This window comes from Streptomyces sp. NPDC017993 (assembly GCF_044328065.1).
Taxonomy (GTDB): Bacteria; Actinomycetota; Actinomycetes; order Streptomycetales; family Streptomycetaceae; genus Streptomyces.
Map to the genome: position 1 here is coordinate 144,396 of NZ_JBIRGO010000016.1, position 22,370 is coordinate 166,765.

Here is a 22,370-nt window from a genome sequence, read left to right on the forward strand (position 1 = left end):
CCGTGGTGCCTGGTCGCCCCGTGGGCCACGCCGCGCGCCCCTCCCGACGGCGTCGTACGCCCAGTTGCTGAACGGTAGGACCGTGAAACGGGGTTCCGGGTTGGGGGCTTTCGCCAAGTTGTTCCGAAAAAGTTAGGGCATCGGTAGACAAGTGAGGGAACCTCTTCGCCGCGAAATCCCTCCACCTATGGACATCACTGCCGGTGGGCACACCGAGGGGAGGTGCGCCGGCGCCTCTTGATGTCACCGCCTCGGGTGACCGGAGTGCGCCGGCCGCGCACCGGTCCGCAGCCGTGCGTGCCGCGGCGCCGTGCCACCCCTGTTCGCGCGGTACAGCACCGGCCATTCGCCGCGGACCCGGACCTCGACCCCGTCCAGGGGATCGCCCGGCTGGACGACATAGGTCTTGCCGCTCAGCCCGTAGCGCTTGGAGCAGGTGGGCCAGGCCCCCCAGCCCTGGTCGGCGAGGACCTTCTCCGCGATCTCGATCTGCTCGTCGCGAGTGGCGAGGTCTGCCCGCGCCGCATAGCTGAGGCCACCGAAGTTCTTCCAGGTGCGCTGCGAGAACTGCAGACCGCCGTAGAAGCCGTTGCCGGTGTTGATGCGCCAGTTGCCGCCGCTCTCGCACTCGGCGATGCAGCCCCACGGCCACTGGTCGTCGGCGCAGGCGTACGGAGCCGGGCCGCCGCGCGGCCCACCTGCCCGTGGCTGCTCCGCGACGGCCCCCGCGGGCAGGCACAGGAGCAGCGCGGCGGCTCCCGCGGCGAGCATGCCGGCGCGAGCCGGGAAGCGCCGCGCGGCGGAACGGTAGTCAGACATAACCGGTGACGTTAAGCAGCGCGACGGCGCGGCGGGGCGGTGCCGCGCCCCGGACGGGTCCGGCCCACCCGGTCCGGTGTATCGCGAGCCGCCACCTGCGTCGGGCTCTGCGCAGAGGGTGGCGGTGCGTGACCGGTTACGGCTCACCTTCGCCGCGGATCTCCGCTGAATTCCGCTGTGCGCCGATTGGTTCGATTCTGTTCCCGCCCGCGCGTGACCCCTGCCGCAGGTCACCCGTTGTTCCTGTACGAGCCGGGAGACCGCCCGGCAGCCGCTCAGAGATCGAGGAGCCACCCGTGCCGCGCATGCTCGACGTCAGCGACGACGTTCGCGCCGAGATCGGCGACGAAGAAGCCGACCGCCTGCTGGCCGGTGGCGACGCCCCCGGCAGCTACGACTGCACCTCATGCCGCACTCCCGGCGACAGCGAGCAGGAGCGCACCAGCACCGTCCTGTTCGTGGGCGAGGAGACCGCGGTGCTCGCGTTCGCGCATGCGACGTGCATCCCCTCGCAGGTCGTCCCGGTATCGGAGGAGCAGCTCCAGGGAGCTGTGCGCTCCATCACCGGCGAGGACGCCGCCGCCGGCGCTCCGGCGCCCGCCCCGGCGCCCGCCGGCGACCGTCAGGCGACCCTCGGGATCACCTGCGGCCTGGTGCTGATCGAGGGCGAACTGCGCCCGGCGCTGGTCGTCGAGCCCAACGGCCCGATCGCCCGCCCCGGTTCGACGAGCCAGGACGACGACTTCCTGCCCCTGCTCATGGAGCAGGGCTTCAGCCCCGTCACGGACATGAACCAGCTGCCCCCGGCGAACCCGGGCTGGTCCGCACTCCTGGCCATGGGCAAGCTGCACGCCGTCCTCCAGCCGGGCACCGCCAACAACCAGTCCGCGTGGTGGCAGGCACACCAGCCGCTGGCCGTCTCCGACGGCTGGCGCGCGGCGGCGAACAAGGCCAAGACCGTGCTGATGTACGCGGCACCCGTCGGCACCATCGGCCACCAGCCGCGTGAGGACCTGATGCGACAGGCACTGGAGAAGGCGGCCGCGGACGGCGTTCTGGTCGCGGCGGCGATGCCGCTGGCCGGCACCTGATCCGAGCGGCACACCGATCGCGGGGGCAGATCCGCCTGAATTGGCCGGATTGCCCCCGCGATCAGCCATTTCCGCCCGAAAGCCGCATCCCCGGGGCATCAGGGTCGTTGGCACATACGTGCACTCATACGACCCCTCCTCCCGCGCCCAGTACCCCCACCCGATCCCCGGCATGCGCTCGTCGCACGAGCCGACGCATGCCGCCGACCGTGCTTCGGCCACGCCGATCTACGACGCGTTGTACGCCGAGTACCGACGCTCCTTCCGGGCGCTGCCCGGGGATCGGACGGATGAGGCGGAGGTCCCGGACACCCTGCGCGGCACCGGGAACTGGGGACGTACGGCGGCGTCCTCGGGCCACTGGGAAGTCGTGGGCCGGCAGCCGTACCACCCGCGCCATGTCCCCGCGGCGCTGCCGCCAGGGCCGCGGGACCACCGCCAGCACGGCCACTGACGCTCTGCGGCGGCCGGCGGCCCCGAACAGCATCGTGCCCCCGGTCCTCGCGAGGACCGGGGGCACACGCGTGCCTACTTCTTCCGGCTGCGCTTCTCCCGTACACGCACCGAGATGTGGATGGGCGTCCCCTCGAAGCTGAACTCCTCACGCAGCCGGCGCTCGATGAAGCGCCGGTAGCCGGCCTCAAGGAAGCCGGAGGCGAAGAGCACGAAGCGCGGGGGCTTCACGCCGGCCTGGGTGCCGAAGAGGATGCGGGGCTGCTTGCCGCCGCGGATCGGGTGCGGGTGGGAGGCCACGATCTCGCCGAGGAAGGCGTTGAGCCGTCCGGTCGGAATGCGGGTCTCCCAGCCGGCCAGCGCCGTCTCGATCGCCGGGACGAGCTTCTCCATGTGGCGGCCGGTGCGCGCGGAGACGTTCACCCGCATCGCCCACGGGACCTGGACCAGGTCCCGCTCGATCTCCCGCTCCAGGTAGAAGCGGCGCTCGTCGTCGAGGTTGTCCCACTTGTTGTAGGCGATGACCAGGGCACGACCGGCCTCCACGGCCATCGTGATGATCCGCTGGTCCTGCACGCTGATGGACTCGCTGGCGTCGATCAGGACGACCGCGACCTCGGCCTTCTCCACGGCCGCCGCGGTGCGCAGCGAGGCGTAGTAGTCGGCGCCCTCCTGGAGGTGCACCCGACGGCGGATACCGGCGGTGTCCACGAACTTCCAGGTCTTGCCGCCGAGTTGGATCAGCTCGTCGACCGGGTCACGGGTGGTGCCGGCGACCTCGTTGACGACCACCCGCTCCTCGCCCGCGACCTTGTTCAGCAGCGAGGACTTGCCGACGTTCGGGCGGCCGATCAGCGCGACGCGGCGGGGACCGCCGAGCGCCGTGCCGAAGGTCTGCGCGGGCGCCTCGGGGAGCGCGTCCAGCGCGGCGTCGAGCATGTCGCCCGTGCCGCGGCCGTGCAGCGCGGAGACCGGGTACGGCTCGCCGAGGCCCAGCGACCACAGCATCGCGGCGTCCGCCTCGCCGGAGGCGCCGTCGACCTTGTTGGCGACCAGCACGACGGGCTTGCCGGACCGGCGCAGCAGCTTGACGACGGCCTCGTCGGTGTCGGTCCCGCCGACCTTGGAGTCCACCACGAAGACCACGGCGTCCGCGGCCTCGATGGCGAACTCCGCCTGGAGCGCGACGGACGCGTCGATGCCGAGGACGTCCTGCTCCCAGCCGCCGGTGTCGACGACCTTGAAGCGGCGGCCGTTCCAGTCGGCTTCGTAGGTGACGCGGTCACGGGTGACGCCGGGCTTGTCCTCGACGACCGCCTCACGGCGGCCGATGATGCGGTTCACCAAGGTCGACTTGCCGACATTGGGGCGGCCGATGACGGCGAGGACGGGCAGCGGGCCGTGTCCGGCCGCGGCGATGTCGCCCTCGATCTCCGCGGGGTCGAAGCCCTCCTGCGCGGCGAGCTCCATGAACTCCGCGTACTCGGCATCGCCAAGCGCACCGTGCTCGTCGCCGGTGTCGATCTGGTCGTTCATGAAGTCCGTTCCTCGTTCATCTTCGTCATCGGTGGGCCACTCGTGCGCGGCCCACTACTCAAGTTTCGGTCAGCGCCCGGTCAGGCGCCTGGCCTCTGCCAGGTGGGCGGTCAGCCGCTCCTGGATCCGCACGGTCGCCTCGTCCAGCGCCTTGCGGGTGCGCCGCCCGCTGCCGTCGCCCGCCGCGAAGCCGTCACCGAAGACGACGTCGACACGGCCGCGCAGCGGCGGTACGACCGGGGTCAGCCGACTCCTGCGGTCGGTGCTGCCGAGCACCGCCACCGGGACGACCGGAGCGCCGGAGCGCACCGCGAAGTACGCCAGGCCGGCACGCAGGGAAGCGAAGTCACCCTCGCCACGGGTGCCCTCCGGGAAGATGCCCAGCACCCCGCCGTTCTCCAGTACCCCGAGCGCGTCGGTGATCGCCTTGCGGTCGGCCGTACTGCGGTCCACCTTCAGCTGCCCGATACCGCGCAGGAACGGGTCCAGCGGGCCGACGAAGGCTTCTTTCTTGATCAGGAAGTGCACCGGCCGCGGCGCGGTGCCCATCAGCATCGGGCCGTCGAGGCCGTGCGCGTGGTTGACCGCGAGGATCACCGGGCCGGCGGAGGGAACCCGCCAGGCGCCCAGTACGCGCGGCTTCCACAGCCCGTACATCAGGCCGATGCCGATCCGCCTGCCGACCGCGGCGCCCGCCGGACTCGGCGCCTTGGCGCTTTCGGTCACCGAGCGACCCGTCCCGCCTTTTCGGCGCTCGCACCCTCGATGAGGGTCACCACGCACTCGATGACCTGCTCCAGCGTCAGATCGGTGGTGTCCACCTCGACGGCGTCGTCGGCCTTCGCCAGCGGGGAGGTCTTACGGGAGGAGTCGGCGGCGTCCCGCTTCATCAGCGCCTCGCGGGTGGCGGCCAGGTCTCCGGCCTCCTTGCCCTTGAGCTCACCGCTGCGGCGGGCCGCCCGCGCCTCGGCGGAGGCGGTGAGGAAGACCTTGAGGTCGGCGTCGGGCAGGACGGTGATGCCGATGTCCCGGCCCTCGACGACGATGCCGCGCGGCGCCTCGGCGGCGATGGAGCGCTGCAGGTCGGTGATGCGGCTGCGCACCTCGGGGACGGCGCTGACGGCGCTGACCGCGGCGGTGACCTCCTGCGTACGGATCGGGCCCGCGGCGTCCAGGCCGTCGACCGAGATGGTCGGGGCGGACGGGTCGGTGCCGGAGACGATCACAGGCTTGGCGGAGGCGTCGGCCACGGCGACCGCGTCCTTGACGTCGATGCCGTTGGTCAGCATCCACCAGGTGATCGCACGGTACTGGGCACCGGTGTCGAGGTAGCCGAGGCCGAGCTTGGCGGCGACGGCCTTGGACGTGCTGGACTTGCCCGTGCCAGCGGGGCCGTCGATGGCGACAATCACTGCAGCCGGGGCGGTCCGGGCGGCGGTTTCCACGGTGACGAACACCTTTCTTGTACACGGGGCGGGGGTCCACGGGCCATACAGACCTCGGACAAGGTTACTGGCTCACCCGCATGGCGCCGTCCACGGTCTCATTGCCGGATCGACCAGCCCCTCTCCCGCAGCTCCGCGGTCAGCGCCGGTACGGACTGCGGCTCGACCATGAGCTGGATGAAACCGGCCTGCTGACCGGTGGCGTGCTCGATCCGGACGTCCTCGATGTTGATCCCCGCCCGGCCCGCGTCCGCGAAGATCCGGGCCAGCTCACCGGGCTGGTCCCCGATGTGGACAGCGACGATCTCGTAGACGGCCGGGGCCGCGCCGTGCTTGCCCGGCACCCGCTCCCGCCCGGCGTTGCCGCGCCGCAGCACGTCCTCGATGCCGCCCGCGCCGGTGCCGCGCTTGTCCTCGTCGGCGGACTCCAGTGCGCGCAGCGACCGGACGGTTTCGTCCAGGTCGGCGGCGACCTCGGACAGCACATCGGCGACCGGGCCGGGGTTGGCGGACAGGATGTCGATCCACATGGCCGGATCGGAGGCCGCGATCCTTGTCACATCCCGGATGCCCTGACCGCACAGCCGCACGGCGGTCTCGTCAGCGCCTCGGAGACGGGCCGCGACGAGGCTGGAGAGCAGCTGTGGGGTGTGCGAGACCAGGGCGACGGCGCGGTCGTGGGCGTCGGCGTCCATCACCACGGGCACCGCCCGGCAGAGCGCGACCAGCTCCAGGGCGAGATTGAGCACCTCGGTGTCGCCCTCACGGGTCGGGGTGAGCACCCACGGGCGCCCCTCGAAGAGGTCGGCGGTGGCGGCGAGCGGCCCCGAGCGCTCCTTGCCGGCCATCGGGTGCGTGCCGAGGTAGGCGGTCAGATCGCAGCCCATGGACTCCAGCTCGCGGCGGGGGCCGCCCTTGACGCTGGCGACGTCGATGTACGCGCGGGCCGCGCCGCGCCGCATGGTGTCGGCCAGCGCGGAGGCGACGTGCGCCGGCGGCACGGCCACGATGGCGAGGTCGACCGGGCCGGGGGGCGGCTCGGCGGTGCCTGCGCCGAGCGCCGCGGCCGTCAGCGCCTGGGCGTGGTCGTGGTCCTCCAGGTAGACCTGGACGCCTCGCGCGTTCAGTGCGAGTGCGGCGGAGGTGCCGATCAGGCCGGCGCCGACGACGAGTGCGGTCCTCACTGCGCGATGTCCTTTCGCAGCGCCCCGGCGGCGCCGAGGTAGACGTGGGCGATCCCGGCCTTGGACAGGCCGGTCTCGACATGGGCGAGCACCCGCACCACGCGCTCCATGGCGCCGGCCACGTCCAGCTCCTGGGCGCAGATCAACGGCACGTCCGTGATGCCGAGGCCCCGAGCGGCGGCGGCCGGGAAGTCGCTGTGCAGATCGGGGGTGGCGGTGAACCACACACTGATCAGGTCGTCCGGGACGAGGCCGTTGCGCTCCAGAATGGCGGTGAGCAGCTCGGCCACCTGCTCCTGCATGTGCTCCGCGTCGTCCCGCTCCAGCTGGACGGCCCCGCGGACCGCTCTTACCGCCACGTCACTGCTCCCCTGCGTCTGTGTGCCGCGTCGCGCGCACCTGCACGCACAGATCAAGGGTATCGAGGCCCACCGACAGCCGTACGGCAGCTCCTGCCCGACGAGGCGGCGGCAGGACGCAGAAAACACCCCTCGGTCGTCGCCGTGACGTCCGAGGGGTGCTGGTCGGGCGGGGGCAGCCGGGCCCCGCGCCCAAAAGGTCCTAGAGCTCGACCTCGCGCATCAGCATGCCGACCTCGGTGTTGGTCATCCGGCGCAGCCAACCCGACTTCTGGTCACCCAGCGGGATCGGGCCGAAGCTCGTACGGACGAGCCGCTCGACGGGGAATCCGGCCTCCGAGAGCATCCGGCGCACGATGTGCTTGCGGCCCTCGTGGAGGGTGACCTCGACGAGGTAGTTCTTCCCGGTGTTCTCCACGACCCGGAAGTGGTCCGCGCGGGCGTAGCCGTCCTCCAGCTGGATGCCGTCCTTGAGCTGCTTTCCCAGGTCACGCGGGAGCGGTCCCTGGATCGCGGCGAGGTAGGTCTTCTTGACGCCGTAGCGCGGGTGCGTCAGACGGTGGGCCAGCTCGCCGTGGTTGGTGAGCAGGATGATGCCCTCGGTCTCGGTGTCCAGCCGACCGACGTGGAACAGCCGCGTCTCGCGGTTGGTGACGTAGTCGCCGAGGCACTGGCGGCCGTCGGGGTCCTCCATCGTGGAGACGACACCGGCCGGCTTGTTCAGCGCGAAGAAGAGGTACGACTGGGTGGCGACCGTCAGGCCGTCGACCTTGATCTCGTCCTTCTCCGGGTCGACCCGGACGCCCTGCTCCATGACGATCTGGCCGTTGACCTCGACGCGCGCCTGGTCGATCAGCTCCTCGCAGGCCCGCCGCGAGCCCATACCGGCCCTGGCGAGCACCTTCTGCAGTCGCTCGCCCTCCTGGTCGTCACCGAAGGTCTTGGGGGTCTTGACCTGCGGCTTGTCGTGCCGGGCGCGGTTGCGCTCCTCGATCTTGGCGTCTAGCTCACGGGAGCGCGCGGGCCCCTGGCCACGGCCGCGCTGCGGACCGCCGCCCTTGGCGCCGGGGCGGGCCGCCTTGCCGGCGGCGCCGGTACGCGGGCCACCCTTGGCGCCGCCGCGGGCCGCCGCGCCCCGGCTGCCGCCGCTCTTCGGGGCGCCGCTCTTGGGGGCGCCGCCCTTGCGCTCGTCCCCACGGCCCGAGGAGCCGCCGGAGCCACCGGTGCCGCCGGTGCCGCCGGATCCGCCCACGTCGTAGCGGCGCTCTTCGGGACGGGGCCGGCCCGCGCGCTTCTGCTGGTCGTCGCGGCCCCCCGCACCCGAGCGTCGGCGGTCGTCGCCGCCCGCGTTGTTCTGGTTTCCGCTGTTCCTGCCGCTGCTTCGCATCAATGATCCGTCTGAGAGTCGCCGCTGTCGTCTACGTCGAACGACGGGATACCTTCCGGTGAGTCGCCCTCGACCGCGTCCGCTTCCGGGAGGAACGGTGCGAGCTCCGGGAGCTCGTCCAGGCCGCGCAGGCCCATCCGCTCCAGAAAGTAGTTCGTCGTCCTGTACAGGATCGCACCTGTTTCAGGTTCCGTCCCCGCCTCCTCCACCAGACCTCGCTGGAGGAGTGTGCGCATCACACCGTCACAGTTGACGCCGCGTACGGCGGAAACACGGGAACGGCTGACCGGCTGACGGTACGCGACCACGGCCAGAGTCTCCAATGCGGCCTGGGTCAGCCGGGCCTGCTGCCCGTCCAGGACGAAGCTCTCCACCGCGTCCGCGTACTCGGCACGGGAGTAGAACCGCCAGCCGCCGGCCACCAGTCGCAGGTCGAAGCCCCGCCCCTGGCGGGCGTAGTCGTCGGACAGCTCGCGCAGGGCGAGCGCGACCGCCCGGCGCGACCGCTGGAGCACCCGTGCCAGATGCTCCTCGGTGGCGGGCTCGTCGACGACCATGAGCACGGCCTCCAGGGCGGGCTTCAGCTCCAGCTCGGCGACGCCGAGCGCTCCGGCCGGCGCCGCCTCGGGTTCCTGTTCCGGAACAGGAACCTCGCCCACACCGCTCTCCGTGACCTCATAGGCCGCGCCGGCCCCCTGGGACTCCTGCCCACCGCTCACGCCCGCTCCTCCTCTTCCGGCCCGTCCGGCCCGTCCAGCTCATCCAGCCCGTCCGGCTCATGCACGTCGCCCGGCTCAGGTGTCTCTTCCCGCGGCGCCGCCGTCGCCGCCGCGGCGGCCCGCGCGCCCGGTTCCTGGTCGAACTCGTCCGTGACGACCGGTTGGGAGCCCTCGGAGCCCGTCCAGTGGACCGTCAGCGCCCCCAGCGCCTCCTCCTGGTCCAGGACCACCACCCGCTCCCGGTAGAGCTCCAGCAGGGCCAGGAAGCGCGCCACGACCGTGAGGGTGTCCGGTGCGTCCGCGATCAGCTCCTGAAAGCTGCTCTCACCCGCCTCACGCAACCGCGCCACCATCACCTCGGCCTGCTCCCGCACGCTCACCAACGGCGCGTGGATGTGGTCGACATAGACCTGCGGCCGGGCCTTGGGCTGCATCGCCTTCACCGCCAGCTTCGCGAACCCCTCCGCCCCGATGCTGATGACGACCTCGGGCAGCAGCTCCGCGAGGTGCGGCTCCAACCCGACCGTACGGGGGTGGCGCCGCGACTCGTCCGCCAGCCGGTCGCTGAAGATGTCGGCGATCCTCTTGTACGCGCGGTACTGCAGCAGACGGGCGAAGAGCAGATCACGGGCCTCCAGCAGCGCGAGGTCGGCCTCGTCCTCCACCTCCGCGGCGGGCAGCAGCCGGGCGGCCTTCAGATCCAGCAGCGTGGCCGCGACGACCAGGAACTCCGTCGTCTGGTCCAGGTCCCAGTCCGGCCCCATGGCACGGATGTACACCATGAACTCGTCGGTCACCTTCGACAGCGCGACCTCGGTCACATCCATCTTGTGCTTGGAGATCAACTGCAACAGGAGATCGAAGGGGCCCTCGAAGTTGTCCAGCCGGACGGTGAACCTGCCGTCGCCCGCCTCGGCGGTATCGGTGGCTTCGGCTTCGGCTTCGGCGGCATCCTCATCCGCAGCAGCTGCGGCGCCGGGCGGATCGGGCTCCTCGTCGGAAGCAGCGGCAGGTGCCCGGCCCTCGGCCTCAACCTCGTCCCCGGACCCGTCCTCGGCGGGCGGCTCCGGCGCACTCGCCTCGTCCACAGCCGGACCGGCAGCAGCCACCGGACCGGGCACGATGGCCGGCTCCGGTGCGGTGGCCTCTTCCGTGGCTGCGGCCGGTTCCCGGGCGGCTACCGGTTCCTCCGCCGGGGGCCCCGGCTCTCCCGGTACGGGGCCCGCGGCCGGGCCGCGTCCGAGGGTGCGGCGGGGGCGTGGCGGAGGGGCGTCGTCGTGGGTCGTCGGCATCGCGGTCCATGCTGCTGCGGTCCCCGCGCCGGGGCGACGGGCTGGTCACGGAAGGACTCGGCCCGGCCTCACCGGGGACAGCGCCCACCGAGTGGGCAGGTTATCCCGTCCGGCCCGCGCCGCCGGGGACGCCGCACGGCGGTGCGCGGCGTACAGAAACCGGCCTGGGCCGGACCCGGCCTAGCGCCCGCGCAGCCGCCGTACCAGGATGCTCGCGTCACCGCGCGACTCCAGGTCGGCGAGGACGACGGCCACCGCCTCGCGCACGATCCGGCCGCGGTCGACGGCGAGGCCGTGTTCGCCGCGCAGCACCAGGCGCGCGTGCTCCAGGTCCATGAGCTCCTCGGCGGAGACATAGACCGTGATCTTCTCGTCGTGCCGCTCCCGGCCGCTGGGACGCCTGTTGGCGCCACGCCCGCCACCACGGCGGCGGCTCTGCCCGCCGGCCTGGACGGCCGCGGCGGCGGCGTCCTCGTCGGCCCGGCCCGTCGGCGCCCGGTGCCCCTTGGGTCCGTCCGCGTCCGTCTCACGGCCGCTGTGTTCGGCCGGAGGGGCCGGAGCCGTGCGTGCCGTCCCCGGGCCGCTGTCACCGGCCGGGGCGGCTGCCTCCGGCCGGCGGGCCCGTACGACGGGGGGCGCCTCCGGCGCAGTCGTGGCCGGTCCGCTCTCCCCGGCCGGCGCCGGCACCCGAGGCATCTCGCCGTTGGCCGCGGAGCCGTTCGCCGTGCGGCGGGGAGACGAGGGCTGCAGCCCCATCCCCCCGGTGGTACGGAACAGTTCGTCGGCTCCGGGCAGACTCACTCGGCGTGACACCGGGCGAGCACCTCCCTGGCGAGCTGACGATAAGCGGCCGCACCCACGGAGTTGGAGGCGTACGTGGTGATCGGCTCGCCCGCGACGGTGGTCTCGGGGAAGCGGACCGTACGGCCGATGACGGTGTGGTAGACGTGCTCGTCGAAGGCCTCCACCACGCGTGCGAGCACCTCGCGGCTGTGCACGGTGCGGGAGTCGTACATCGTCGCCAGGATGCCGTCCAGCTCCAGCTCGGGGTTGAGCCGCTCCTGGACCTTCTCGATCGTCTCGGTGAGCAGCGCCACACCACGCAGCGCGAAGAACTCGCACTCCAGCGGGACGATGACCTTGTGAGCCGCCGTCAGGGCGTTGACGGTGAGCAGACCGAGCGAGGGCTGGCAGTCGATGACGATGTAGTCGTAGTCGGCGAGCAGCGGCTTGAGCGCCCGCTGCAGTGTCGACTCGCGCGCGACCTCGCTGACCAACTGCACCTCTGCCGCCGACAAGTCGATATTGCTGGGCAGCAGGTCCATGTTGGGGACCGCGGTCTTGAGGAGGACCTCGTCGGCCGACATGCCCCGCTCCATGAGCAGGTTGTAGACCGTCAGGTCGAGTTCCATCGGGTTGACGCCGAGTCCGACCGACAGGGCACCCTGCGGGTCGAAGTCGACGAGCAGCACCCGTCGTCCGTATTCGGCGAGTGCGGCGCCCAGATTGATGGTCGAGGTGGTCTTGCCAACCCCGCCCTTCTGGTTGCACATCGCGATGATCTTGGCGGGGCCGTGATCCGACAGCGGTCCCGGGATCGGGAAGTACGGGAGCGGGCGGCCGGTCGGGCCGACGCGCTCGCGGCGCTGGCGGGCCGCGTCCGGCGCGAGCGTCGCCGCGTACTCCGGGTCCGGCTCGTACTCCGCATCCGGATCGTAGAAGTGCCCCTGGGGCAGGTCGTCGTAGTCGGCGAGACGGGCGGGATCTCCACTGCCCCGGTCGCCGGCCATGGCGTTCACGTGATGGCCGTCCATGCTTTGGTGGGCTGTCGTGGTCATGCTCTGGTGGGCTGCGAAGGTGTGGACTGCGACGGAGCCGACAGCCTTGAGCCCCGAGGGACCTTGGCCCCGTGCAACGACTCCTGGTCGACCACCTCCGGGAGAAAATGTCGACTCATTCACAAGTCGTCTTACCTCCTTGGATGTGACCAGGAAACTTATCGATAGGTCAGCGTGGCACCATGCCGACGGTTGGCGACTCTATGGCGTGTCGGGCGTTCGCAGCAACACAATCCACCGGACCCGGCACGATGTGTCGGCAACCGAACCCCTCGATGTCAAGGGCGCAAGCGCCTTCAGACCGAGGTTTCGGGGGTGTGCGAATCGGTTAAAGGGTTACGTTCACGGCGAGTTGAGAGCCGGGCCGCCGGTGTCGGACATGCGCGGACTCGCACATGCGACCGGCCGGGCCTTGTCGACAAGGCCCGGCCGGATGTGCAGCGTTGACGCTCGCGGTTGACGCTCAGCCGAGGAGCGTGCGCAGTTCGACCGCCTCGATGCCGTGGGCCTCGGCGACGGGGCCGTAGACCACCTGGCCGTCATGCGTGTTGAGGCCCTTGGCCAGCGCCGGGTCACGGCGCAGCGCCTCGACCCAGCCACGGTTCGCCAGCTCCACGATGTAGGGCAGCGTGGCGTTGGTGAGCGCGTGGGTGGAGGTGTTGGGGACCGCGCCCGGCATGTTGGCGACGCAGTAGAAGACCGAGTTGTGGACCGGGAAGGTCGGCTCGGCGTGCGTGGTGGGACGCGAGTCCTCGAAGCAGCCGCCCTGGTCGATCGCGATGTCGACAAGGACACTTCCGGGCTTCATCTTGGCGACGAGCTCGTTGGTGACCAGCTTCGGGGCCTTGGCGCCGGGGATCAGCACGGCACCGACGACCAGGTCGGCCTCGACGACGGCCTTCTCCAGCTCGAAGGCGTTGGAGACGATCGTCTGCACCTTGGTGCCGAAGATCTTGTCCGCCTCGCGGAGCTTGTTGATGTCCTTGTCGAGCAGCGTGACGTGGAAGCCGAGGCCCACGGCGATCTGCAGGGCGTTCCAGCCGGAGACGCCGCCGCCGATGATGACGGCCTTGCCCGCGGTCACGCCGGGGACGCCACCGGGCAGCACGCCGCGGCCGCCGGCCTGGCGCATGAGGTGGTACGCGCCGACCTGCGGGGCGATCCGGCCCGCGACCTCGGACATCGGGGCGAGCAGCGGCAGCTGGCGGCCGGCGGTCTCGACGGTCTCGTAGGCGATGGCGGTGGTGCCGGACTCCAGCAGCGCGTCCGTGCACTCGCGGGAGGCCGCGAGGTGCAGGTACGTGAAGAGGGTCTGGTCCTTGCGGAGGCGGTGGTACTCCTCCGCAATCGGCTCCTTGACCTTCAGCAGGAGGTCGGCGGTGCCCCAGACCTCGTCGGCGGTGCCGAGGATGTTGGCACCGGCGGAGACGTACTCCTCGTTCGTGATGGACGAGCCGAGGCCGGCGTCCTTCTCGACGAAGACCTGGTGGCCGTGGCGAACCAGCTCGTTCACGCCGGCGGGCGTGATGGCCACGCGGAACTCGTTGTTCTTGACCTCGCGGGGGATGCCGACCTTCACGTCGATCACGGTCCTTGTAAGAGAGGTTGCAGGAGGAATTATCCCCTCATGCGGTGCATGACGGAACTGACCGCGCCGTACGCGGCCCACCCAGTCTATTGAAGGAGCTCTCGTTGTCTAGCCTTGCAAAGCTTCAATGTTTTCGATGGCCACTACCGATTTCGTAGGTCACAGTGGGTGATCTTCGAGAAGTCGCTCTCCCACGGCCCTATGGAGCCGTGCCGCGGCTGGGTCGCCGAGCCGCTCGAGGGTGTCCGCAATCCGCAGCTGGAGTGCCGCTTCGAGACGTCCGTCACCCGCGCCACGGGCCATTTCGAGGGCCTCCATGCAGGTCCGCAGCGCCTCCTCGGGCCGGCCCGCGTACTCCTGGACCCGTGCCACCTCGCCGGTCGCCCGCGCCTGACCGGCCACGTCGCCGAGCCTCCGGTACGTCCTGGAGGCGGCCCGCCACTCCTTCAGCGCGTCGCCCCACCTGCCCGCGTAGGTGTGCGCGCCGCCGATCCGGCCGTGCAGCCGCGCCGCGTCGGCGCTCTCCCCGCGGGCCAGCCGCAGCTCCAGCGCCCGCCCGTACCAGTCGGCGGCCCGCTGCCAGTCGCCCAGCTCGGTGTACGTACCGCCCAGGGACTCCAGCGCCCGGCCGGTGGCCAGCGGGTCCTTCACCGACCGGGCGGCCTCCAGCGCACCGCGGTAACGGGTGAGCGCCTCCTCCGTGCGTCCGCACTGGCCGTCGAGGTCCGCGAGATTGAGCAGTGCGGCGGCCTTCTCGTGCGGCAGGTTGCGCCGCTGGGCCACTTCCAGGACGAGCCCGTGCAGCGCGTAGAGGTCCGGCGCGGCCGCCTGCGCACCCAGGTGGGACAGCAGCGTCCGGGTCAGCGCGGCCATCAACCGCCGGTCCAGGGTGTCCAGTTCACCGTCCGCGACGGCGACCCTGGCGGCGTCGAGCAGGGCGGCACGGCGGCTGCGCAGCCAGTTCGCGGCGTCGGCCTCGGTCGGAAAGCGCAGCGAGCGCGGCAAACCGGCGACCTTCTGACGCGCGGGGGAATCGGCCGGTTCGCCCATGGCGCGGCACGACTGGAGCAGGCGGACGGTGCGCTCCAGCATCCGGGCACGGGCGAGCTGGATGTCCGCGGGCCGCTCGTGCTCCTGGAGCAGTTCCCGCGCCAACGGGCAGAGGCAGCCGGGAAGTTGGTAGCGGGGGTGCGGCACGGCGCCGGAGCCGCGAGCCCCCGCCGAGGAGGCCGACGCGTCGTCCGCGGCCCCCTCCTCGGGGGCAGGCTGCAGCAAGCCAAGGGCGGCGAAGTCGTGCAGCGTCGTTGTGGCCGCGGCGACCGAGCAGCCGGCCAGCGCGGACGCGATGTGGGCGTCGATCAGACCGCCGGGCGCCAGCGTGAGCAGCCGCAGTATCCGGGCGGCCGGGGGCGGCAGCGCGGCGTAGGTGAGCCGGAAGGCCCGGTAGAGCGGGCGGGCGCCCGTCGGCAGGTCCTCGGGCAGCGGGACGCCGTGCAGTTCGTTGCGCAGGTCGGAGATCGATGCCTTGGGTCGGTCCGCGAGCCAGCCGCCGGCCAGCACCAGAGCGGCGGGCTGGCCCCCGCACTCCTCCGCGACGGCCTCCGCGATCCGCGGGTCGACGGTGATCCGGGTCGGCCCCGCGAACCGGGCGAGGATCTCCACGCACGCCGCGCTGTCCAGACCGCCGACGGTGCAGGGGCGCACATCGGGGATGCCGGTCAGGGGCCCCTGGGAGACCACCACCACCAGGCAGTCCGGGGCGTCCGGGAGCAGCGCCTCGACCTGCTCGGCACCCGGTGCGTCGTCCAGGAAGAGCAGCGCGCGGCGATCGGCCAGCGCGGCCCGCAGGCTCTCCGCCAGCTCGTCCTCGGTCGCGCCCGGCGGGGCGTCGACACCGAGCGCGGTGAGCAGCTCACGGGCGGTGCGGTCGGTACCGACCGGTTCGCCGCCCGGGGCGGTCAGGACGGCCCGCAGCACACCGTCGGGATAGCCGTCCGCGAGTTCGCGCAGCAGTTCCTCGGCGAGGGCGGTGCGGCCGGCCCCGGGGCGACCCGCGATGAGCAGGACGCGGCTGCGGGCTCCCTTACGGCCGGAGAGGGTGTCGAGGCCGGTGCGCGCGATGTCGGCGCGGAGCGCCTTGAGCTCCCGGCGGCGGCCGGCGAAGCGGGACGCCGGGGGCGCGGCGGCGGCCCCGGGGGCGGTGTGAGCAGGGGTGCCGCGGCGGCTCGGCGGGCCGCCGGCGGCACCGTCCTGGCGGGGTGGGGACGCCGGCAGGTCGCGCGCCGCCGTGGCGGGCCGCCCCGCCGTCTCCGGCGGGAGGTGCCCCCCGCCCACCGCCTGATCCGTCACCGGCCACGCTCCCGTCCACCTGCGCGTACGAGCCCGCCGCGGACGCGGACGGGGATGCGACCGAGGGTAGTTCACACCCCGTCACAAGCCGTGCTGAGCAGGGCGGTTGAGTCACTCGATCGGATCAGCAGATCATCTGACCGGCAGGCGGGAGGGTCGGCGTCGGACCGGCCGGCTCAGCTCTCGAACGGGCGGGCCGGCCACGGCGCCTCGGCCGGGCGCAGTGCGTCCAGACCGTCGCCGCCCTGGGCCGCGGTGAGCGCGAGGACGCCCACGACGAGGCAGTTGTTGTGCAGATCGCCGGCGAGCACGCCGCGGACCAGCTCGGCCTGCGGCACCCGCGCCAGCTCCATGTCGGCCTCCTCCTCGAAGACCTCGAAGCGCTCCCCCTCGGCCGTGGAGAGATCGCGGGCGAGGAAGATCCGTACGGCCTCGTCGCAGCCACCGGGGGTGGTGTAGACGTCGGTCAGCACCCGCCAGTCCTCGGCCTTGACGTGCGCCTCCTCGTACAGCTCGCGCTGCGCTGCGTGCAGCGGGTTCTCGCCGGGGACGTCGAGCAGTCCGGCCGGGATCTCCCAGAGCCTCTGGCGCACCGGGTGACGGTACTGGCGCAGCACCAGTACCTTGCCGTCGTCGTCCAGGGCGAGGACGGCCACGGAGCCGGGGTGCACCTGGTAGTCGCGGGTGACGGTGGAACCGTCCGGCATGACCACCTCATCGGTGCGCACGCTGGTCTTCTTCCCGGTGAACGGCGTCGTGGTCGCGGTGACCGTCCACTCCTCGGGGGTGTCCTTGATCGCCATGCGGCGTCCTCCTTGGTGAGCCTCAACGCAGAAACCGGGGTACGGACCTCGATGAGGCCGTACCCCGGCAACCGTATCCGTCGTGCCGTGCCTTACTTCTCGGCACCCGTCTTCCGCGTGACGGCCGCCTTGACCAGGCCCGCGAAGAGCGGGTGCGGGCGGGTCGGGCGGGAGCGCAGCTCCGGGTGCGCCTGGGTGGCGACCAGGTAGGGGTGCGCCTCGCGCGGGTACTCGACGTACTCGACGAGCTTGTTGTCCGGGGAGGTGCCGGAGAACAGCAGACCGGCCTTCTTCTCCAGCTCGCCGCGGTAGGCGTTGTTGACCTCGTAGCGGTGGCGGTGGCGCTCCTCGACGTACGGCTGGTCGTCGTAGACCTCGCGGACGATCGAGCCCTCGGCGAGCTTGGCGGGGTACATACCCAGCCGCATCGTGCCACCCATGTCGCCCTCACCGGCGACGATGTCCATCTGCTCGGCCATCGTGGAGATGACCGGGTCGGCCGCCGCCGGGTCGAACTCGGTGGAGTTCGCGCCCTCGATGCCGGCCAGGTTGCGGGCCGCCTCGATGACCACGCACTGCAGGCCCAGGCACAGGCCGAGCAGCGGGAGCTTGTTCTCGCGGGCGTAGGTGATCGCGCCGACCTTGCCGTCCACACCGCGGTCGCCGAAGCCACCGGGGATGCAGACCGCGTCGCAGTCCGCGAGCTGCTCGGCGGCCCCGGCCGGGGTCTTGCAGTCGTCGGAGGTGACCCACTTCAGCTTGACGCGGGTCTTGTTCGCGAAGCCGCCGGCGCGCAGCGCCTCGGTGACCGAGAGGTAGGCGTCGGGGAGGTCGATGTACTTGCCGACCAGCGCGACCTTCACCTCGTGGTCGGGGTTGTGCACCCGCTCCAGCAGGTCGGCCCACTGGGTCCAGTCCACATCGCGGAACGGCAGGTCCAGCTTGCGCACGACGTAGGCGTCAAGGCCCTCGGCGTGCACGACCTTGGGGATGTCGTAGATCGAAGGCGCGTCGGGGCAGGCGATGACGGCGGCCTCGTCCACGTCGCACATCAGCGAGATCTTGCGCTTGATGGCGGTGGGGACCTCGCGGTCGGCACGCAGCACGATCGCGTCGGGCTGGATGCCGATGTTGCGCAGCGCCGCGACGGAGTGCTGGGTCGGCTTGGTCTTCAGCTCACCGGACGGGCCGATGTACGGGAGAAGCGAGATGTGCACGACGAAGACGTTGTCCCGGCCGACCTCGTGGCGGACCTGGCGGACGGTCTCCAGGAACGGCAGCGACTCGATGTCGCCGACCGTGCCGCCGACCTCGGTGATGACGACATCGACGTCGTCGGTCGCCATCCGCCGGATGCGGTGCTTGATCTCGTTGGTGATGTGCGGGATGACCTGCACGGTGTCACCGAGGTACTCGCCGCGGCGCTCCTTGGCGATCACGGTGTTGTAGACCTGGCCGGTGGTCACGTTCGCGGAGCCGTCGAGGTCGACGTCGAGGAACCGCTCGTAGTGGCCGATGTCCAGGTCGGTCTCGGCGCCGTCGTTGGTGACGAAGACCTCACCGTGCTGGAACGGGTTCATCGTTCCGGGGTCGACGTTGAGGTACGGGTCGAGCTTCTGCATCGTGACCCGCAGGCCGCGCGCCTTCAGGAGCGCACCCAGGCTGGAGGCCGTGAGCCCCTTGCCGAGCGAGGAGGCGACGCCCCCGGTGACGAAGAGGTGCTTGGTCGTCGTGGATTTGGGCGGCATGGCCAAGAGGGAACTCCCGTGGTCGCGAGGTGGAGAGGTGCGATACGGCGCCGACCTGGAGTTTCAGGGGTGCCTTCGCTGCGGTTCGGGGGTGCCGTGACATCTGCCGTGACAGCTATGGGGTCCCACCGGTCCACGGGGTACCAGGCTATCAGCGACCGGGCATGGTCGCTCCCGGCCACGCACCCGGACTCTCACGTGACACAGGCCACCCGTTCGGACCACCCCGCTCGACGCGGGGGTCACGCAGATCATCGGTGTGCGTCGTATCCTGCTCGGACACTCGCCAACGAGCCGTCCGGGAAGGCACCACCCCCGCCCCGATTTCCGGTCCCGCCGCTCGGCGACGTTTCATGGGCAGGACGGATACATCACACGTCCCGTGGGGGGCGTCACTCCAGTTCGACGGGAGATGCACGTGGCCGGGCGCATCGAGGACTACGCACTCATCGGCGATATGCAAACCGCCGCTCTAGTGTGCCGGGACGGCACGGTCGACTGGCTGTGTCTCCCCCGCTTCGACTCGCCGGCGGTCTTCGCAGGGCTGCTGGGCACCGAGGAGCACGGATTCTGGCGGATGGGCCCCGCGCACGGCCCCGAGGGCAAGCCGCCGCCGGCCGACCGCCGCCGCTACCGGGGCGATTCACTCGTGCTGGAGTCGGAATGGGACACACCGCGCGGAACGGTACGGGTCATCGACTTCATGCCGCCCCGTGACGGCGCACCGCAGGTGATCCGCATCGTGGAAGGGGTCAGCGGACGCGTCCAGATGACCTCCGCGCTGCGGATGCGGTTCTCCTACGGCTGGGTCGTGCCCTGGGTCCACAAGGTGGACAGCCGCACGGTCGCGGTCGCAGGACCGGACTCGGTCTGGCTGGACACCTCCGTGGAGACGTACGGCAAGGACCTGACGACGTACTCCGACTTTACGGTCCGGCCGGGCGACCGGATCGCCTTCACCATCAGCTGGCAGCCCTCGCATCACCAGCCGCCGGCGCTGGCCGAGCCCGAGGCGTCGCTGGAGGCCACCGAGGACTTCTGGCGCGAGTGGGTCGAGCACTGCACGTATCACGGCCCCTACCGGGACGCGGTGGTGCGCTCGCTGATCACGCTCAAGGCGCTGACCTACGCGCCGACCGGCGGGATCGTGGCGGCGCCGACGACCTCGCTGCCCGAGTGCGTGGGCGGTGTCCGCAACTGGGACTACCGCTTCACCTGGCTGCGGGACGCCGCGATCACCCTGTCGTCGCTGCTGCGCACCGGTTACCGCGAAGAGGCGCGGGCGTGGCGCGAGTGGCTGCTGCGGGCGGTGGCCGGCGATCCCGAGAACCTGCAGATCATGTACGGCATCGCCGGTGAGCGGGAGTTGGGCGAGAACGAACTCAACTGGCTTCCCGGGTACGAGAATTCACAGCCGGTACGGGTCGGCAACGGCGCCGCGGGCCAGCTTCAGCTGGACGTCTACGGCGAGGTCACCGAGGCCCTGCACCTGGCGCACATGACGGGTCTGGCCCGTAACGACTACGCCTCCGTGCTGCAGCTGAAGCTGATCCGCTGGGTCGAGCAGCACTGGGACGAGCCGGACGAGGGGATCTGGGAGGTCCGCGGTCCGCGCCGCCACTTCGTGCACTCCAAGGTGATGACCTGGGTCGCGGTGGACCGCACGGTCAAGCTGATCGAGTCCGGGGACGTGGACGGTCCGCTGGAGCGGTGGAAGGACCTGCGCGAGACCATCCACCGGGACGTCTGCGAGAAGGGGTACGACAAGGAGCGCAACACCTTCACCCAGTCCTACGGCTCGCAGGAGCTGGACGCCTCGCTGCTGCTGATCCCGCAGATGGGCTTCCTGCCCCCGGACGACAAGCGCGTCATCGGCACGATCGAGGCGATCCAGCGGGAGCTGGGCACCGAGGACGGCTTCGTGCTGCGCTACCCGACCTCCGGTGCGGACGACCTCGGCGTGGACGGTCTGGAGGGCGAGGAGGGCGCGTTCCTGGCCTGCTCGTTCTGGCTCGCCGACGACCTGGCGATGATCGGGCGCGTGGAGGAGGCCCGCAAGCTCTTCGAGCGGCTGCTCTCGCTCCGCAACGACCTGGGTCTGCTGGCGGAGGAGTGGGATCCCAAGCTCAAGCGCCAGGTGGGCAACTTCCCGCAGGCGTTCAGCCACGTCCCGCTGATCGACACGGCGCTGCGGCTGACGGCGAGCGGGGCGTACGGCGGGTAGCCGGTGGACGGCGGGCGGGGCCGGCCGGCGGACGGTGGGCTCCACGTCCGCCCGGCCACGCTCGGCCCCCTTCACGCTCGGCACGCTCGGCCCCGTCAACACCGGTCATGCTCGGCGCCGCGTACGCGCCCGTGGCGCGAGGGCGAGGGCGGTGACCGGGAGGAGCAGGACGGTGACTGCGGCGTTGAGGCCGCCGAAGCCGATCAGTGTGACGATGCCGCCGGCGACCGCGCCACCGGCGGCACCCGCCAGATTCATCAGGGTGTCGGTGAGTCCCTGCACCTCGGAGCGGTGCGCGGCCGCGGTGGACTCCGTCAGCAGCGTCGAGCCGGCCACGGTGGCGCAGGACCAGCCCAGGCCCAGCAGGAACAGACCGGTGGCCACGGCCCACGGCGCGCCGCCCGCGAGGCCCCCGGTGACGGCGGCGCAGACCTGGACCGCCTGGCCGGCGAGGATCACGCGGACCCGGCCGAGCCGGTCGGTGAGCCATCCGACGAGCGGCGACAGCGCGTACATCCCGGCGATGTGCAGGCTGATGCTGAAGCCGACGGCGCTCAACGCGGCCCCGTGGTGGGTGAGATGCAGTGGCGCCATGGTCATCACGGACACCATCACGGCATGGCCGAGGACGACGGCGGACAGGCCGAGCAGGGCCGGCGGCGAGGTACGGACGTGCCGCACGGCGGCGGCGATCCGGGTGCGGAAGGGTGCGGCGGGTTCGGTGGAGCCGGCCGGGAGGTGTGCGCCGGCCCGCGCGGCCGCGAGGCGCAGGGGGTCCGGTCGCAGCAGGAACCAGATCAGCGCCCCGCCGGCCAGGAAGGCGCCGATGGAGAAGACGAAGGTGCCCGCCTCCTCGGGCAGCCCGAGGGCCCGGGCGACCGGCTCCCCCGGTCCGCTGAGGTTGGGGCCGATGACGCTGCCGACGGTGGTGGACCACACCACCAGGGACAGGGCGCGCGCCCGGTGGGCGTCCTCGGCGAGGTCGGCGGCGGCGTACCGGGACTGCAGGTTGGCGGCGGTACCGGATCCGATGAGCAGGGTGCCGGCGAGGACCAGGAGGAACCAGCCGAGGTGGGCGGCGATGACCACGGTCAGCGAGCCGGCGGCGGCCATCAGCCAGCCCGCGCCGAGGCCCGCCCGCCTGCCCCGGGAGCGGGAGAGCGCCGCGAGCGGGATGCCGAGCAGCGCGGCACCGAGGGTGACGGAGGTGCTGGCGAGGCCCGCGAGGGCCTGCGAACCGGAGAGCCGCTCGACGAGCAGCGCACCGGACGAGAGCATCGAGCCCATGCCGATACCTGCGACCACCTGCGCGGACACCAGGACCCGGAGCGTGCGGCGCTGCACGGCGGCAACGGTCGCGCGGTCCGGGTCCTGAGGTGTCCCGGTGTGCGGTCTCCCACCGTCGTCAGGGTCCTTGCGGGCTTGTGCGGTACCTGACATGCGGCTCAGCGTAGAAGCGGGGACCGGGGTACGTCGCCGCATTTCCGGCCGCGTCACGGGGCTCGGGAGCCGGCGGAGTGCCCGGTACCGCACGG

General features: G+C 71.7%; 19 protein-coding genes. 3 read left to right on the forward strand and 16 right to left on the reverse strand.

Going from position 1 to position 22,370, the window contains the following annotated elements:
• Positions 1-243: 243 nt before the first annotated feature.
• Complete coding sequence (locus ACH4FH_RS27505; RefSeq protein ID WP_398558598.1) at positions 244-819, reverse strand: transglycosylase family protein; 576 nt, start codon at positions 817-819, stop codon at positions 244-246.
• Between the two features lie 296 nt (positions 820-1,115).
• Here ACH4FH_RS27505 and ACH4FH_RS27510 point away from each other — a divergent pair, with 296 nt between their 5' ends.
• A complete protein-coding gene (locus ACH4FH_RS27510; protein ID WP_398558599.1) occupies positions 1,116-1,910 on the forward strand; it encodes a hypothetical protein in 795 nt (264 codons plus the stop codon).
• 118 nt (positions 1,911-2,028) lie between these two features.
• Positions 2,029-2,364, forward strand: a complete 336-nt coding sequence (locus tag ACH4FH_RS27515) for a hypothetical protein (RefSeq protein WP_398558600.1) — start codon at positions 2,029-2,031, stop codon at positions 2,362-2,364.
• A 74-nt stretch (positions 2,365-2,438) separates the two neighbouring features.
• Here the strand turns inward: ACH4FH_RS27515 and der are convergent, their stop codons facing one another.
• From der to ACH4FH_RS27585, 14 genes are all read right to left on the reverse strand, one after another.
• Positions 2,439-3,899, reverse strand: a complete 1,461-nt coding sequence (gene der, locus ACH4FH_RS27520; protein ID WP_398558601.1) for a ribosome biogenesis GTPase Der — start codon at positions 3,897-3,899, stop codon at positions 2,439-2,441.
• 69 nt (positions 3,900-3,968) lie between these two features.
• Positions 3,969-4,625 carry a lysophospholipid acyltransferase family protein gene (locus tag ACH4FH_RS27525; protein WP_398558602.1) on the reverse strand — a complete coding sequence of 219 codons (657 nt, stop codon included), beginning with the start codon at positions 4,623-4,625 and terminating at the stop codon, positions 3,969-3,971.
• The gene (gene cmk / locus ACH4FH_RS27530) at positions 4,622-5,344 is read right to left on the reverse strand and encodes a (d)CMP kinase (protein WP_398558603.1); all 723 of its coding nucleotides are present in this window, start codon (positions 5,342-5,344) and stop codon (positions 4,622-4,624) included. The genes ACH4FH_RS27525 and cmk overlap by 4 nt, the downstream gene beginning before the upstream one ends.
• A 98-nt stretch (positions 5,345-5,442) precedes the next feature.
• Positions 5,443-6,528 carry a prephenate dehydrogenase gene (locus ACH4FH_RS27535; protein ID WP_398558604.1) on the reverse strand — a complete coding sequence of 362 codons (1,086 nt, stop codon included), beginning with the start codon at positions 6,526-6,528 and terminating at the stop codon, positions 5,443-5,445.
• Positions 6,525-6,887 carry a chorismate mutase gene (aroH, locus tag ACH4FH_RS27540; protein ID WP_398558605.1) on the reverse strand — a complete coding sequence of 121 codons (363 nt, stop codon included), beginning with the start codon at positions 6,885-6,887 and terminating at the stop codon, positions 6,525-6,527. The genes ACH4FH_RS27535 and aroH overlap by 4 nt, the downstream gene beginning before the upstream one ends.
• A gap of 202 nt (positions 6,888-7,089) precedes the next feature.
• Positions 7,090-8,274: a pseudouridine synthase gene (locus ACH4FH_RS27545; protein WP_398558606.1), complete on the reverse strand. Its 1,185-nt coding sequence runs from the start codon at positions 8,272-8,274 to the stop codon at positions 7,090-7,092.
• Positions 8,274-8,933, reverse strand: coding sequence for an SMC-Scp complex subunit ScpB (scpB, locus tag ACH4FH_RS27550; RefSeq protein WP_398558634.1), 660 nt, complete (start codon positions 8,931-8,933; stop codon positions 8,274-8,276). Before scpB ends, ACH4FH_RS27545 begins: the two co-directional genes overlap by 1 nt.
• Before the next feature lie 56 nt (positions 8,934-8,989).
• Positions 8,990-10,285, reverse strand: a complete 1,296-nt coding sequence (locus tag ACH4FH_RS27555; protein ID WP_398558607.1) for a segregation and condensation protein A — start codon at positions 10,283-10,285, stop codon at positions 8,990-8,992.
• A 180-nt stretch (positions 10,286-10,465) separates the two neighbouring features.
• Complete coding sequence (locus tag ACH4FH_RS27560; RefSeq protein ID WP_398558635.1) at positions 10,466-11,086, reverse strand: hypothetical protein; 621 nt, start codon at positions 11,084-11,086, stop codon at positions 10,466-10,468.
• The gene (locus ACH4FH_RS27565) at positions 11,083-12,099 is read right to left on the reverse strand and encodes a ParA family protein (RefSeq protein ID WP_398558636.1); all 1,017 of its coding nucleotides are present in this window, start codon (positions 12,097-12,099) and stop codon (positions 11,083-11,085) included. The genes ACH4FH_RS27560 and ACH4FH_RS27565 overlap by 4 nt, the downstream gene beginning before the upstream one ends.
• A gap of 487 nt (positions 12,100-12,586) precedes the next feature.
• The gene (gene ald / locus ACH4FH_RS27570) at positions 12,587-13,702 is read right to left on the reverse strand and encodes an alanine dehydrogenase (protein WP_398558637.1); all 1,116 of its coding nucleotides are present in this window, start codon (positions 13,700-13,702) and stop codon (positions 12,587-12,589) included.
• 168 nt (positions 13,703-13,870) lie between these two features.
• Entirely contained in the window at positions 13,871-16,060 is a 2,190-nt protein-coding gene (locus ACH4FH_RS27575) for a tetratricopeptide repeat protein (protein ID WP_398558608.1), read from the reverse strand.
• 176 nt (positions 16,061-16,236) lie between these two features.
• Positions 16,237-16,863, reverse strand: coding sequence for an NUDIX domain-containing protein (locus ACH4FH_RS27580; protein ID WP_398558609.1), 627 nt, complete (start codon positions 16,861-16,863; stop codon positions 16,237-16,239).
• A 92-nt stretch (positions 16,864-16,955) separates the two neighbouring features.
• Positions 16,956-18,611 carry a CTP synthase gene (locus ACH4FH_RS27585; protein WP_398558610.1) on the reverse strand — a complete coding sequence of 552 codons (1,656 nt, stop codon included), beginning with the start codon at positions 18,609-18,611 and terminating at the stop codon, positions 16,956-16,958.
• Positions 18,612-19,023: 412 nt separating this feature from the next.
• Here ACH4FH_RS27585 and ACH4FH_RS27590 point away from each other — a divergent pair, with 412 nt between their 5' ends.
• On the forward strand, positions 19,024-20,835 hold the full coding sequence (locus ACH4FH_RS27590) for a glycoside hydrolase family 15 protein (RefSeq protein ID WP_398558611.1): 1,812 nt from the start codon (positions 19,024-19,026) through the stop codon (positions 20,833-20,835).
• 105 nt (positions 20,836-20,940) lie between these two features.
• Here the strand turns inward: ACH4FH_RS27590 and ACH4FH_RS27595 are convergent, their stop codons facing one another.
• Positions 20,941-22,275, reverse strand: coding sequence for an MFS transporter (locus tag ACH4FH_RS27595; protein WP_398558612.1), 1,335 nt, complete (start codon positions 22,273-22,275; stop codon positions 20,941-20,943).
• Positions 22,276-22,370 lie beyond the last annotated feature (95 nt).

Coding starts and splice junctions, on each gene's coding strand:
- ACH4FH_RS27585 (WP_398558610.1), bottom strand. CDS start 18,611: ATGCCGCCCAAATCCACGACGACCAAGCACCTCTTCGTCACCGGGGGC.
- ACH4FH_RS27505 (WP_398558598.1), bottom strand. CDS start 819: ATGTCTGACTACCGTTCCGCCGCGCGGCGCTTCCCGGCTCGCGCCGGC.
- ACH4FH_RS27545 (WP_398558606.1), bottom strand. CDS start 8,274: ATGCGAAGCAGCGGCAGGAACAGCGGAAACCAGAACAACGCGGGCGGC.
- der (WP_398558601.1), bottom strand. CDS start 3,899: ATGAACGACCAGATCGACACCGGCGACGAGCACGGTGCGCTTGGCGAT.
- ACH4FH_RS27565 (WP_398558636.1), bottom strand. CDS start 12,099: ATGGACGGCCATCACGTGAACGCCATGGCCGGCGACCGGGGCAGTGGA.
- ACH4FH_RS27590 (WP_398558611.1), top strand. CDS start 19,024: ATGCACGTGGCCGGGCGCATCGAGGACTACGCACTCATCGGCGATATG.
- ACH4FH_RS27555 (WP_398558607.1), bottom strand. CDS start 10,285: ATGCCGACGACCCACGACGACGCCCCTCCGCCACGCCCCCGCCGCACC.
- ACH4FH_RS27580 (WP_398558609.1), bottom strand. CDS start 16,863: ATGGCGATCAAGGACACCCCCGAGGAGTGGACGGTCACCGCGACCACG.
- ACH4FH_RS27595 (WP_398558612.1), bottom strand. CDS start 22,275: ATGTCAGGTACCGCACAAGCCCGCAAGGACCCTGACGACGGTGGGAGA.